This window comes from Bacillus cereus group sp. MG4, from assembly GCF_040460055.1.
GTDB lineage: Bacteria > Bacillota > Bacilli > Bacillales > Bacillaceae_G > Bacillus_A > Bacillus_A wiedmannii.
In genome coordinates this window covers 3,550,582-3,562,500 of sequence record NZ_JARVGZ010000001.1, presented here as the reverse complement: position 1 = coordinate 3,562,500, position 11,919 = coordinate 3,550,582, and the positions used below count along the sequence as shown (strand labels likewise).

Genomic DNA, 11,919 nt, shown 5'->3' with positions numbered 1-11,919 from the left:
TTAAATTGTATCAATGACAATTTCAAAAAGCTAGCCATGTTCATGTATAAATTCCTTAAAGATATTTATATTAAAAAGAGAGAACTGTGTTGAAAGGAGTTCCAACTTATGAAACGGATGCTGCTCATTTTGACTTCTTCTTTTCTATTTCTTATACTTGTAGCATGTGCACAAGGAAAAGAAGCAAAGTCCGAACTTGATTACGATCAAACGAAGAAAATGATTGTTGATATTTTAAAAACCGATCAAGGTAAGAAAGCCATTCAAGATGTGTTAACTGATGAAAAAATGAAACAAGCACTCATACTAGATGAAACAGTAGTAAAGAAAACGATTGAAGATGCAATGGTATCCGACAAAGGGCAACAATTCTGGGAAAAGCTCTTTAAAGACCCTGAGTTCTCATCGAAATTCGCTAAAAGTATGGGAAAAGAACAAACAACCTTAATGAAAACATTACTAAAAGACCCTGAATACCAAGCAGGCGTTATAGAAATTATGAAAAACCCTGAAGTAGAAAAAATGATGTTACAAACAATGAAGAGCAAAGAATACCGCCAATATTTACAACAAGTACTAACCGAAACTGCCGAAAGCCCACTCTTCCAAGCTAAGATGATTGATATTATTAGTAAAGGTGTACAAAAGGCCGAAAAAAGTGGATCTGATAAAAAAGAAGCAGGCGGTGAAGGTGGTTCCCAAGACGGTAAAAAGGAGCAACAGTAAAAATAATAATTATAATAATGAGTGGACAATATATGTATTGTCCACTCATTATTATTTTATTTTTGCGCGACAGCTATTTTATCAATTACTGTCTCAGCTATCGTACGATAAATAAGACCCGTCGTATGTGTATCTTCATATACTGAAGGCGCAAAGTCATCTTTATTCCAATCAGGTTGTTGAAGCGGGATTCGGCCAAGTACTTCTGTTTGAAGTTCTGTAGCTAATTTATCTCCTCCACCTCTTCCAAACACATATTCTTTTTCACCAGTTGTTTTACTTTCAAAATACGCCATATTTTCAACAACACCAAGAATACTATGTTCTGTACGTAAAGCCATGGCTCCAGCACGCGCTGCCACAAATGCCGCTGTTGGATGTGGCGTTGTTACAATAATCTCTTTACAAGCTGGCAACATTGAATGTAAGTCTAGCGCAACATCACCTGTACCCGGTGGTAAATCTAAAACTAAATAGTCTAAATCGCCCCACTCTACTTCTGTAAAGAAGTGATTTAACATTTTCCCAAGCATAGGGCCTCTCCAAATAACCGGTGCATTATCTTCTACAAAGAATCCCATTGAAATTACCTTTACACCTAGACGCTCCACTGGAATGATTCTATCCCCTCTTACAACAGGACGTTTTTCTATCCCCATCATATCCGGTACGCTAAAACCATAAATATCAGCATCAATGATACCAACCTTTTTACCTAAACGAGCTAAAGCAATGGCAAGGTTAACAGAAACTGTTGATTTTCCGACTCCACCTTTTCCACTCGCCACTGCTAAAAATGTTGTTTTTGAATTTGGTGACAATAAAGATTCAGTTTGCTCTTCTTCCTGTTCCGGTGCAAACTGAGCTAATTCCTCTTCTGTAAATTCTGCAAAGCGAAGCCCTACTGTTGCTGCCCCTAGTTCTTTTACTAACTTTACAATTCCAGATTGCAATTGCATTTGTTCCGCTGTACCGGTTTTTACAATTGCAATTTTAACACTTACATGTTCCTTCTCAGGCTTAACTGTTACCTCTTTAATTGCACCTGTTTCTTTTAACGTTTTATGTAAAAACGGATCTACAATCCCTTCTAACGCTTCCACTACTTGCTCTTTCGTTACCATAGTTAGCCCAGCCCCCTGTATGAAAAATAACGTAATGTTAATTAAATGTATCTCTCTTTATTTTTGAAATAAATGCGTTTACATTTCCAGTATAACATATTTTCGGAAAACTTCGTTAACGAGAGAAACTCAAAAAATCCTCCTTATTCTGGAGGATTCCCTTTTTCCGTGAAATAACGTAATATACCACGATATACTGCAGCCGCTACCTTTTGCTGATATTTCTCCGAATTTAACATATACCTTTCGTTTACATTCGATAAAAAGCCAGCTTCAATTAAAGCACCTGGTGTTTTCGCATACTTTAATAAATACACATGAGAAATTGTTTTAGCAGAACGATTCGTATTCTCTAAACTCGTTCTCAATTCAGCTTGTATAAATTTCGCAGCACGTTCATTTTCAACCGAAGAACGGTAGTAGAACGTTTGTGCGCCTTTCGATCCACTGCTAGTTAAAGCATTTAAATGAATACTCGCAAAAAAGTCTACATCAGGCTTATTAATAATCTCTACACGCTTTTTTAAATCCTCTGCTTTACGTCTACTATATGATTTTGTATCTTTCTGAGCTAAATCATAATCTCCCTCACGTGTTAAAATAACTAGTGCACCTTGTTCTTGTAAATAATCTTGTACCTTCTTTGTAATCTCAAGCGTAATATCTTTTTCTATAATATCTTTTCCACCAACAGCCCCTCCGTCTGGCCCACCATGCCCAGCATCCAATACAATCACTTTCCCCGATAAGGGTAAATTCCAAGCTCGCCACGATTTTGTAATTTGAAATTCTTGTTTAACTAAAAAAAACAAAACAACCGCAGCGAGTGCAAAAGAGATAATTCGAATTCTCTTCATACCTTTCCTCCTCCAGCTAGTCCCTCTAATTACTTATATGGGACAAGAGGAAAGTTTATGCTTGTCTTAATGAAGCTTTAATCGATATCTTCTTTCACCTTTTTCATATCCTTCCTGCCACCATAAGCCTATAAACTGCTGGCAGGATTCAAAAAGTAATTCCTCATCTTGTAACTTAATTTCCCGCATAGTCATGCTCGTTAAAAATTGAAATAGTGTTTCCGTTAATTGTTGCTCTTCTTCTAAGGCTCTATATTTTACATCAAAGAATGATTCACCATAATAACCAAACTTACTGTATCTCGCTCCTAATAAATACGATTCTATCCCTAATTCAATACAGTAATCTTCATACTGACGATGAAGTTCCTGCATCTGAAAGGCATCCCTAATATTTGAACGTAATGTTTTTAATGATAATTCTCGCAGCATCTTCCGTTCATATTTCAACTGCTTTTCTTTTTGTTTTTCTTGTAAGCTGACAATGACATTCATAGTACTTATAAACCTCCCTAATAAGTATTAGTCTAAACTTCTAAAGAAGAAGCATACGCGAGAGAATAGCACTAAAATATTCCAAACTACAAAAATTACAAAAGAGGAATGAAACATAAAAAAACCCCAACCAAAATGGTTGGGGTTTGTAGTTCGCAAAAATTAACGTTTTGAGAACTGAGGTGCACGACGTGCGCCTTTAAGACCGTATTTTTTACGCTCTTTCATACGTGCGTCACGAGTTAATAGACCTGCACGTTTTAGTGTTAGACGGTATTCTGGATCAGCTTTTAATAAAGCGCGAGAAATACCGTGACGAATAGCACCAGCTTGACCAGTGTATCCACCACCATTTACGTTTACAAGTACATCGTAGTTACCTAAAGTTTCTGTTGCAACTAGAGGTTGTTTCACTACTTCACGTAATGCAGCAAATGGGATATAGTTTTCAAAATCACGACCGTTAATGATAACGCGTCCTTCGCCTGGAACTAGGCGTACGCGCGCTACTGAACTCTTACGACGTCCAGTGCCATAGTATTGAACCTGTGCCAAAGTAAGCCCTCCTTTAATTGATTATCCACGAAGTTCGTAAACTTCTGGTTTTTGTGCTTGGTGTGGATGCTCTGCTCCAGCATACACGTTTAATTTCTTAGATACTTGACGTCCTAAACGTCCTTTTGGAAGCATCCCTTTAATTGCAAGCTCTAACATTTGTACAGGGTAGTTTGTACGCATTTCTAGAGCTGTTCTTTGTTTAAGTCCACCTGGGTGGTTAGTGTGACGGTAGTAAATTTTATCGTTTAATTTATTACCTGTTAAATGAATTTTTTCAGCGTTAATAATAATTACATGATCACCCGTGTCAACGTGTGGTGTAAATGTAGGTTTGTTTTTACCGCGTAAAATAGATGCTACTTCAGTAGATAGGCGACCTAAAGTTTGACCTTCAGCATCAACCACATACCATTTACGCTCAACTTCGTTAGCTTTTGCCATAAAAGTCGTACGCATGTGTTTCCCTCCTCGTTATCTTTTCCATAGAAAAAATCTATTGTTTATCTTAAACACGATTTCCTTCCGGGGCTAATCGTGGTTTTAGAAACAATACCATATGTTATGATATACTTTTGAGTTTCTAATGTCAAGCAAATGTTACACCAGGATTAGTTGTTATAGTTTACCTGCCATAAGTAAAGTCCATGACCTGGAGCCATCTTTCCAGCAAACTGACGATTTTGTTTCGCTAAAATCTCTGGAATGCTATCAGGATCAAGCTTTCCTTGTCCTACGCTAAGTAACGTACCAACAATAATTCTGACCATATTATATAAAAATCCATTACCTACAAAACGAAAAATTAATTCATCGCCTTGCTCAATTAACTCAATTTCATAAATCGTTCGCACTTTATCTTTTTTGTCAGTTTTTGCCGAACAAAAAGAAGTGAAATCATGCGTTCCAATAAAATAAGGAATCGCTTTTCTTATAGAGCTTATTTCGAGCGGATATGGATATTGATATACGTAATTTCTACGGAATACATCCGCAGTCTTTGATAATAATACACGATAACGATATTCTTTTCTCTCGACACCGTAACGCGCATGAAATTCATCTGTTTTTTTCTCTACCTGTCTGATAACAATATCATCTGGCAACATTGTGTTTAATGCATTACTCCATTGCCACTCTTCAAGAGACAACGGTGTATCAAAGTGTATGACTTGTCCTTTAGCGTGAACAGTAGAATCCGTTCTGCCCGATGCCTGAACACGAACAAGTTCTCCTTTATGCAATTTCTGCAAAGCTTTCTCAATCTCTTGTTGAACAGTACGATGCTGCGGCTGAATTTGATAACCACAAAAATGCATGCCATCATATGCAACCGTACATTTTATTCTATCCATTTCTCTATTCTCCATTACGATCGCACCCATGCCAAAATACAAGCTAAACAAAGTAAGCTTATAATCGTTACTGTATCGCTTGTTTTCCAGCGTAGTTGCCTAAATTTAGTACGTCCTTCGCCATTTTGATACCCACGTGCTTCCATAGCAATTGCTAAGTCCTCAGCACGCTTAAAAGCACTGATAAATAGAGGAACGAGTAGTGAGATAATAGCTTTTATCCTATCTTTTATCGGTCCTCCTGCGAAATCAATACCACGTGAAGCTTGTGCCTTCATTATTTTACTTGTTTCATCCATTAATGTCGGAATAAAACGAAGAGAAATTGACATCATTAATGCGATTTCATGAACAGGAACTTTTATACGTTTCAACGGCTTTAATAACGTCTCCAAACCATCTGTAATCTCAATAGGTGTCGTCGTTAACGTTAATAATGTCGTCATTAAAATAATAACGAAGAATCGTATAGAAATGTATATCCCTTGCTCTAATCCTTTTTCATGTATCGAAAACCAACCAAGCTGGAATAGTACTTCCCCTTCTTTATTTGTAAAAATATGCAGGAAAAATGTAAAAAGAAAAATCCATAGAATTGGTTTTAAGCCCGAAAGTACATAACGAATCGGCACTTTTGCAAAAAATAAAGCAATGAGTGCATATAAAAATAAAAATCCATATGAAATCGCATTATTTGCTAAGAAAACAACAAATACATATAAAAAGACAATCAGCAGCTTCGTACGTGGATCAAGTTGATGAATAAGAGACTTCCCTGGAATATATCTTCCAATAATCAACTGCTGCATGATTCATGACCACCTTTTCGTAACACCTGCACAACTTCATGAGTAAGATCCTCTAAAGATAAGGTAGCCTTTGGGATTGAAATGCCAAACTTCTCTTCAATTGCACGTTTATACTTTAAAGACATAGGAAGATCCACGCCAATTTTCTCTAGTTCATCAGCATGTGAAAATACTTCCTCTGCACTTCCTTGCAAAAAGACCGTTCCTTTATGCATGACTACAATCTGCTCCGCATACTTAGCAGCATCCTCCATATTATGTGTTACTAGGATAACTGTAAGACCTTTTTCCTTATGCAGCTTATAAAACATCTCCATAAGTTCATTCTGCCCTTTTGGATCTAGTCCTGCTGTAGGTTCATCTAATACAAGCACTTCGGGTTCCATCGCCAATACACCCGCTATCGCAACACGCCTCATTTGCCCACCACTTAACTCAAACGGTGAACGTGTTAACAGTTCTGGCTCTAACCCTACAAGTTCAATTGCCTCTCTTGCCTTTTGCTTCGCTTCTTCTACAGATATCCCAAAATTAGTAGGGCCGAAACAAATATCCTTCTCCACAGTCTCTTCAAACAACTGATGTTCTGGGAATTGAAAGACAACCCCTACCTTTTTACGTAGTGGCTTTAGCTTTTTTTCTTTCTTTCCTGCCGAAATGAAATGTTCACCAATTTGAACTGTGCCATTCGTCGGCTGCAATAAACCATTTAAATGTTGAATCATCGTCGACTTACCTGAACCAGTATGACCGATAATGGCATAATAGCCCCCACTTGGAAACGACACGTCTACATCATAAAGTGCGCGTCTTTCAAATGGAGTTTTATATTGATAACGATGTTCTACTTTTTGGAATGTAATCTCCAAAGTTCGTTCACCAAGCTTTCCATTGTAAGATGCGTATTTTGCAAGAGAATTTCATTTCTTTTTAATAATTCTGCTATTTTCACTGAAAATGGTACATCTAATCCAATTTCTTGGAGCATATGAGAGGACTTGAATATTTGCTTTGGAGTCCCTTCCTCTAATATTTCTCCCTTATTTAAAATAATGACACGGTCTGATTGCGCCGCTTCTTCTAAATCGTGCGTAATTGATAACACGGTAATACCTTTTTGATTAACAAGTTGTCTAACCGTTTCTACTACTTCACGTCTCCCTTGAGGATCTAGCATTGACGTTGCTTCATCTAATATCAAAATAGATGGCTGAAGTGCTAAAACGCCTGCTATTGCCACTCGCTGCTTTTGCCCACCAGATAACGAATGAGGTTCATCATTAAGAAAATCTTCCATACGGACAAGTTTGAGGGCCTGATCTAATCTTTCTACCATTTTTTCTCTTGGCATTCCGATATTCTCTAAGCCAAAAACAACGTCGTCTTGCACTGTCGTTCCAACAAATTGATTATCTGGATTTTGAAATACCATCCCAATTTGTTTTCGAACATCCCATACCGTTTCCTCTGATAAAACCATTGTATCATTTACTGTAATAGTCCCTGCTTCTGGCAAAAACAAACCATTCAATAATTTTGCAAGTGTAGACTTCCCTGAACCGTTTTGTCCAATAACAGATACCCATTCTCCCTCATACAAGGAAAATGAAACATCTTTTAATGCATAAGTGGCTGCCCCAGGATATTGAAATGATATATTCTCTGTCCGAAGTTTCTCTTTTTTCAATACAAGGCACCCTTTCCTTCGCCAAGTTAGCCTATTTTTATATTTAAAAAAAAGGGCCATGACCAGTTTCTTGAAAAGAACTGTCCTGCCCTTTTAATTATCATTATACTAACTCGATAATTACCATTGGTGCTGCGTCTCCGCGACGTGGACCAATTTTTGCAATACGAGTGTATCCGCCTTGGCGCTCAGCATAGCGTGGAGCTACATCAGCGAATAATTTTTGAAGTGCATCTTGACCAGTCTCAGCGTTAGCTACTTCATTGCGAATGAAAGCTGCTGCTTGACGACGAGCGTGAAGATCTCCGCGTTTACCTAAAGTGATCATTTTTTCCACTACAGAACGAAGTTCTTTTGCACGAGTTTCTGTCGTTTGGATGCGCTCGTTGATAATTAAATCAGTAGCTAAATCACGTAACATAGCTTTACGTTGCGCACTTGTACGGCCTAATTTTCTGTATGCCATTCGTAGTTCCCTCCTTTGTTGATGGGTTTAAATCCTCAGTCGTCTTTACGTAAACCTAAACCTAATTCCTCAAGTTTATGTTTAACTTCTTCTAAGGATTTACGTCCTAAGTTACGAACTTTCATCATATCTTCTTCTGTTTTGTTCGCAAGCTCTTGTACAGTATTAATTCCTGCACGTTTTAGGCAATTATAAGAACGAACAGAAAGATCTAGTTCTTCGATAGTCATCTCAAGAACTTTCTCTTTTTGATCTTCTTCCTTCTCGACCATAATCTCAGCATTTTGTGCTTCATCAGTTAAACCAACAAAGATATTTAAATGCTCAGTTAAGATTTTGGCACCTAAAGAGATAGCTTCTTTTGGCCCGATGCTTCCATCCGTCCATACATCAAGCGTAAGCTTATCATAATTAGCCACTTGTCCGACACGTGTCTTTTCCACTTGGTAAGTCACACGTGATACTGGAGTATAAATAGAATCAATAGGAATTACTCCTATTGGTTGATCTTCGCTTTTATTTGCATCAGCTGGCGTATACCCACGGCCACGCTTTGCAGTTAAACGCATGCGGAAATGCGCATTTTTTGCTAACGTTGCAATGTGTAAATCTGGATTTAAGATTTCTACATCACTATCGTGAGTAATATCAGCAGCTGTGACAATACCTTCGCCCTGCACATCAATTTCCAACGTCTTCTCTTCTTCAGAGTAGATTTTAAGAGCTAACTTTTTCAAGTTTAAGATGATCGTCGTAACGTCTTCTACTACGCCCTCAACTGTTGAAAATTCATGTAATACGCCATCGATTTGGATAGCAGTAACAGCGGCACCAGGGAGTGAGGATAAAAGAATACGACGTAAGGAGTTACCCAAAGTAGTACCATATCCACGCTCAAGCGGTTCAATTACGAATTTACCATATTTAGCATCTTCGTTAAGTTCAACCGTTTCGATTTTCGGCTTTTCGATTTCAATCATTAACTAAACCCTCCTTCAAAACGTCGAAACCCCGGTTAAACAAAGGGATACCCCCTGTCTAACCGAAAGTCCCCCTTAGGCAGTTCCCGATTGTGCACAACAAGCGATGTTTCTGTACGAAATTTCTCGATAATGCATCATATCCATTATAGACAAAAGGGAAAATTCTATACAGAAAAATTACACACGACGACGTTTTGGTGGACGACATCCATTATGAGGAACTGGAGTAACATCTCTAATTGCTGTTACTTCTAGACCTGCAGCTTGAAGAGCACGAATTGCAGCTTCACGACCAGCACCAGGACCTTTAACAGTAACCTCTAAAGTTTTTAAACCGTGCTCCATTGCAACTTTAGCAGCAGCTTCAGCAGCCATTTGCGCAGCGAATGGAGTAGACTTACGAGATCCACGGAAACCAAGTGCACCAGCACTAGACCAAGAAAGTGCGTTACCATGAGTATCTGTAAGTGTTACGATTGTGTTGTTGAAAGTAGAACGAATATGAGCTATACCAGCTTCAATATTCTTTTTCACACGTTTTTTACGAGTGTTTGTTTTACGTGCCATTGTTAGTTCAACCTCCTTTACTTATTATTTCTTTTTATTTGCTACTGTACGACGTGGACCTTTACGTGTACGAGCATTGTTTTTAGAGTTTTGACCACGAACTGGTAAACCACGACGGTGACGAAGACCACGGTAAGAACCGATCTCCATTAGACGTTTAATGTTAAGAGATACTTCACGACGAAGGTCTCCCTCAACTTTAATACGATCGATGATATCACGGATACGTCCTAGTTCGTCTTCCGTTAAATCACGAACTCGTGTTTCTGAAGAAATACCAGCTTCAGTTAGAATTTTTTCAGCAGTTGTGCGACCAATGCCGAATACGTAAGTTAAAGAAATAACAACGCGTTTGTCTCGAGGAATATCTACACCTGCGATACGTGCCATTCTGAATGCACCTCCTTCTGATTAACCTTGTTTTTGTTTATGTTTAGGGTTTTCACAAATAACCATTACTTTTCCACGTCTACGAATAACTTTACATTTTTCGCAGATTGGTTTAACTGACGGTCTTACTTTCATGTCTCGAACCTCCTTAAAGATTACGGAGTGCTATATTATTTAAAACGGTACGTAATACGACCACGATTTAAATCGTACGGAGATAATTCTACCGTAACTTTGTCTCCTGGTAAAATACGAATGAAGTTCATACGGATTTTACCAGAAACGTGAGCCAATACGACATGCCCATTCTCTAATTCTACTTTGAACATAGCATTTGGCAACGTTTCAAGAACGGTACCTTCGACTTCAATTACATCATCTTTAGCCATTCAATAGTTCTCCCTTCTTCAAATCAGTAACATTTTACACTGCTCTGAAATCCCGGAGAGCCAGCTACTTATAAAGTGGTAAGGATTTCGTATCCTGCTTCTGTAAGAGCAATCGTGTGCTCAAAGTGTGCACACCATTTACCATCTACCGTTACCACTGTCCAGTCATCAGATAGTGTTTTTACATATCGTCTTCCTTGATTCACCATCGGCTCAACACAGATGACCATTCCCGGCTTTAATCTAGGGCCTCTATTTGGTGGACCATAGTGCGGGATTTGAGGGTCCTCATGTAAGTCTTGCCCGATTCCGTGACCAACATACTCCCTAACGATCGAGAACCCATTCTCTTCAGCATGGGTTTGAACCGCATGTGAGATATTTGATAATCTTTCGCCTGGTTTTACTTGTTCTAGACCAAGATACAACGATTTTTCTGTGACATCAAGTAGCTTTTGAACAGATTCAGAAATGTTTCCAACTGGATACGTCCATGCAGAATCTCCATGGTACCCATTGTATTTCGCACCAATATCGATACTGATGATATCGCCCTCTTCGAGCTTGCGCTTCCCTGGAATTCCGTGTACAAGCTCTTCATTTACAGAAGCACATATGCTCCCCGGAAATCCGTTGTATCCTTTAAAAGATGGCGTAGCACCATATTTTTGAATCGTCTTTTCCGCTATTTGATCGAGCTCTTTCGTTGTAATTCCTGGAGTAATATGCTGTTTCAACTCTTGATGAGTTAAAGCAACGATCCTGCCAGCTTCTCGCATGATTTCTATCTCGCGAGGAGTTTTGCAGATGATCATTACGCTAAGCCTCCGATGAGAACATCGATATCAGCAAATACTTTATTGATATCTTGCTCACCATTAATGCTTTGTAAGTAACCAAGCTCCTCGTAGAAATCAAGCAAAGGTTTTGTTTGCTTAATATTTACATCTAAACGATTTGCCACAGTTTCTTCATTGTCATCAGAGCGTTGATATAATTCGCCACCACATTTATCGCACACATCAGCTTTTGCTGGTGGATTGAATTCTAAGTGGTAAGTCGCACCGCACTCTTTACAAATGCGACGGCCTGTAAGGCGTGTTAATAACAACCCTGAATCCACATTAATGTTTAAAACATAGTCGATTTTTTTACCAAGATCTTTCATAATCTCTTCAAGAGCTGATGCTTGTGCAACAGTTCGTGGGAAACCGTCTAGTAAGAAACCTCTTACGCAGTCTTCTTGACTTAAACGTTCACGAACGATTCCGATTGTAACTTCATCTGGAACAAGTGCACCTTTATCAATAAAAGATTTTGCTTGTAGACCCATTTCAGTTTCAGCCTTCATAGCTGCACGGAACATATCTCCTGTTGAAATGTGAGGGATGTTATACTTGGCAACAATCTGTTCGGCTTGTGTACCTTTACCAGCACCAGGAAGCCCCATTAAAATTAAGTTCATCCTTGTTCCCCCTCAGAGTACATGAGCATGTAGGGAAGACAATTCTTCCCA

18 protein-coding genes are annotated in these 11,919 nt (G+C 38.5%); 1 reads left to right on the top strand and 17 read right to left on the bottom strand.

What is annotated here, in order from left to right; translation table 11 throughout:
• Positions 1–108 precede the first annotated feature (108 nt).
• Positions 109–726 (top strand): spore germination protein GerD, encoded by a 618-nt coding sequence (gene gerD, locus QCI41_RS18795; RefSeq protein ID WP_353836943.1) that lies wholly within the window; start codon positions 109–111, stop codon positions 724–726.
• 56 nt (positions 727–782) lie between these two features.
• Here gerD and QCI41_RS18790 read toward each other — a convergent pair whose 3' ends face one another.
• The 17 genes from QCI41_RS18790 to QCI41_RS18710 form a co-directional block, all read right to left on the bottom strand.
• A complete protein-coding gene (locus tag QCI41_RS18790) occupies positions 783–1,850 on the bottom strand; it encodes an Mrp/NBP35 family ATP-binding protein (RefSeq protein WP_000256609.1) in 1,068 nt (355 codons plus the stop codon).
• A gap of 143 nt (positions 1,851–1,993) precedes the next feature.
• Complete coding sequence (gene cwlD / locus QCI41_RS18785) at positions 1,994–2,707, bottom strand: N-acetylmuramoyl-L-alanine amidase CwlD (protein ID WP_000822446.1); 714 nt, start codon at positions 2,705–2,707, stop codon at positions 1,994–1,996.
• A gap of 66 nt (positions 2,708–2,773) precedes the next feature.
• The gene (locus QCI41_RS18780) at positions 2,774–3,202 is read right to left on the bottom strand and encodes a YbaK family protein (protein WP_001101006.1); all 429 of its coding nucleotides are present in this window, start codon (positions 3,200–3,202) and stop codon (positions 2,774–2,776) included.
• Positions 3,203–3,364: 162 nt separating this feature from the next.
• A complete protein-coding gene (gene rpsI, locus QCI41_RS18775; protein ID WP_000079986.1) occupies positions 3,365–3,757 on the bottom strand; it encodes a 30S ribosomal protein S9 in 393 nt (130 codons plus the stop codon).
• 21 nt (positions 3,758–3,778) lie between these two features.
• Positions 3,779–4,216: a 50S ribosomal protein L13 gene (rplM, locus tag QCI41_RS18770; protein ID WP_001260795.1), complete on the bottom strand. Its 438-nt coding sequence runs from the start codon at positions 4,214–4,216 to the stop codon at positions 3,779–3,781.
• Positions 4,217–4,368: 152 nt separating this feature from the next.
• Positions 4,369–5,112, bottom strand: coding sequence for a tRNA pseudouridine(38-40) synthase TruA (gene truA / locus QCI41_RS18765; protein ID WP_353836944.1), 744 nt, complete (start codon positions 5,110–5,112; stop codon positions 4,369–4,371).
• Positions 5,113–5,126: 14 nt separating this feature from the next.
• Positions 5,127–5,921 (bottom strand): energy-coupling factor transporter transmembrane component T family protein, encoded by a 795-nt coding sequence (locus QCI41_RS18760; protein WP_001186519.1) that lies wholly within the window; start codon positions 5,919–5,921, stop codon positions 5,127–5,129.
• Positions 5,909–6,790, bottom strand: a complete 882-nt coding sequence (locus QCI41_RS18755) for an energy-coupling factor ABC transporter ATP-binding protein (protein ID WP_000406512.1) — start codon at positions 6,788–6,790, stop codon at positions 5,909–5,911. The genes QCI41_RS18760 and QCI41_RS18755 overlap by 13 nt, the downstream gene beginning before the upstream one ends.
• Positions 6,766–7,608 carry an energy-coupling factor ABC transporter ATP-binding protein gene (locus tag QCI41_RS18750; protein WP_000711780.1) on the bottom strand — a complete coding sequence of 281 codons (843 nt, stop codon included), beginning with the start codon at positions 7,606–7,608 and terminating at the stop codon, positions 6,766–6,768. Before QCI41_RS18750 ends, QCI41_RS18755 begins: the two co-directional genes overlap by 25 nt.
• 103 nt (positions 7,609–7,711) lie before the next feature.
• Entirely contained in the window at positions 7,712–8,074 is a 363-nt protein-coding gene (rplQ, locus tag QCI41_RS18745; RefSeq protein WP_000331490.1) for a 50S ribosomal protein L17, read from the bottom strand.
• Positions 8,075–8,109: 35 nt separating this feature from the next.
• Complete coding sequence (locus QCI41_RS18740) at positions 8,110–9,054, bottom strand: DNA-directed RNA polymerase subunit alpha (RefSeq protein ID WP_000569644.1); 945 nt, start codon at positions 9,052–9,054, stop codon at positions 8,110–8,112.
• A 180-nt stretch (positions 9,055–9,234) separates the two neighbouring features.
• Positions 9,235–9,624 (bottom strand): 30S ribosomal protein S11, encoded by a 390-nt coding sequence (gene rpsK, locus QCI41_RS18735; protein WP_000101797.1) that lies wholly within the window; start codon positions 9,622–9,624, stop codon positions 9,235–9,237.
• Positions 9,625–9,648: 24 nt separating this feature from the next.
• Entirely contained in the window at positions 9,649–10,014 is a 366-nt protein-coding gene (rpsM, locus tag QCI41_RS18730; RefSeq protein ID WP_000090790.1) for a 30S ribosomal protein S13, read from the bottom strand.
• A gap of 21 nt (positions 10,015–10,035) precedes the next feature.
• Positions 10,036–10,149 (bottom strand): 50S ribosomal protein L36, encoded by a 114-nt coding sequence (rpmJ, locus tag QCI41_RS18725; protein ID WP_000868344.1) that lies wholly within the window; start codon positions 10,147–10,149, stop codon positions 10,036–10,038.
• Between the two features lie 35 nt (positions 10,150–10,184).
• Positions 10,185–10,403, bottom strand: a complete 219-nt coding sequence (gene infA, locus QCI41_RS18720) for a translation initiation factor IF-1 (protein WP_001029884.1) — start codon at positions 10,401–10,403, stop codon at positions 10,185–10,187.
• A gap of 68 nt (positions 10,404–10,471) precedes the next feature.
• A complete protein-coding gene (gene map / locus QCI41_RS18715) occupies positions 10,472–11,218 on the bottom strand; it encodes a type I methionyl aminopeptidase (RefSeq protein ID WP_000582534.1) in 747 nt (248 codons plus the stop codon).
• Positions 11,218–11,868, bottom strand: a complete 651-nt coding sequence (locus QCI41_RS18710; RefSeq protein ID WP_001048998.1) for an adenylate kinase — start codon at positions 11,866–11,868, stop codon at positions 11,218–11,220. The genes map and QCI41_RS18710 overlap by 1 nt, the downstream gene beginning before the upstream one ends.
• Between the last annotated feature and the right edge of the window lie 51 nt (positions 11,869–11,919).

What these genes read in the sequence shown, in the direction of transcription:
- map (WP_000582534.1), bottom strand. Translation starts at nt 11,218, where the DNA reads ATGATCATCTGCAAAACTCCTCGCGAGATAGAAATCATGCGAGAAGCT.
- QCI41_RS18710 (WP_001048998.1), bottom strand. Translation starts at nt 11,868, where the DNA reads ATGAACTTAATTTTAATGGGGCTTCCTGGTGCTGGTAAAGGTACACAA.
- QCI41_RS18780 (WP_001101006.1), bottom strand. Translation starts at nt 3,202, where the DNA reads ATGAATGTCATTGTCAGCTTACAAGAAAAACAAAAAGAAAAGCAGTTG.
- QCI41_RS18760 (WP_001186519.1), bottom strand. Translation starts at nt 5,921, where the DNA reads ATGCAGCAGTTGATTATTGGAAGATATATTCCAGGGAAGTCTCTTATT.
- QCI41_RS18790 (WP_000256609.1), bottom strand. Translation starts at nt 1,850, where the DNA reads ATGGTAACGAAAGAGCAAGTAGTGGAAGCGTTAGAAGGGATTGTAGAT.
- rpsM (WP_000090790.1), bottom strand. Translation starts at nt 10,014, where the DNA reads ATGGCACGTATCGCAGGTGTAGATATTCCTCGAGACAAACGCGTTGTT.
- infA (WP_001029884.1), bottom strand. Translation starts at nt 10,403, where the DNA reads ATGGCTAAAGATGATGTAATTGAAGTCGAAGGTACCGTTCTTGAAACG.
- cwlD (WP_000822446.1), bottom strand. Translation starts at nt 2,707, where the DNA reads ATGAAGAGAATTCGAATTATCTCTTTTGCACTCGCTGCGGTTGTTTTG.
- truA (WP_353836944.1), bottom strand. Translation starts at nt 5,112, where the DNA reads ATGGATAGAATAAAATGTACGGTTGCATATGATGGCATGCATTTTTGT.
- rplQ (WP_000331490.1), bottom strand. Translation starts at nt 8,074, where the DNA reads ATGGCATACAGAAAATTAGGCCGTACAAGTGCGCAACGTAAAGCTATG.
- rpmJ (WP_000868344.1), bottom strand. Translation starts at nt 10,149, where the DNA reads ATGAAAGTAAGACCGTCAGTTAAACCAATCTGCGAAAAATGTAAAGTT.
- QCI41_RS18740 (WP_000569644.1), bottom strand. Translation starts at nt 9,054, where the DNA reads ATGATTGAAATCGAAAAGCCGAAAATCGAAACGGTTGAACTTAACGAA.
- gerD (WP_353836943.1), top strand. Translation starts at nt 109, where the DNA reads ATGAAACGGATGCTGCTCATTTTGACTTCTTCTTTTCTATTTCTTATA.
- rpsK (WP_000101797.1), bottom strand. Translation starts at nt 9,624, where the DNA reads ATGGCACGTAAAACAAACACTCGTAAAAAACGTGTGAAAAAGAATATT.
- rplM (WP_001260795.1), bottom strand. Translation starts at nt 4,216, where the DNA reads ATGCGTACGACTTTTATGGCAAAAGCTAACGAAGTTGAGCGTAAATGG.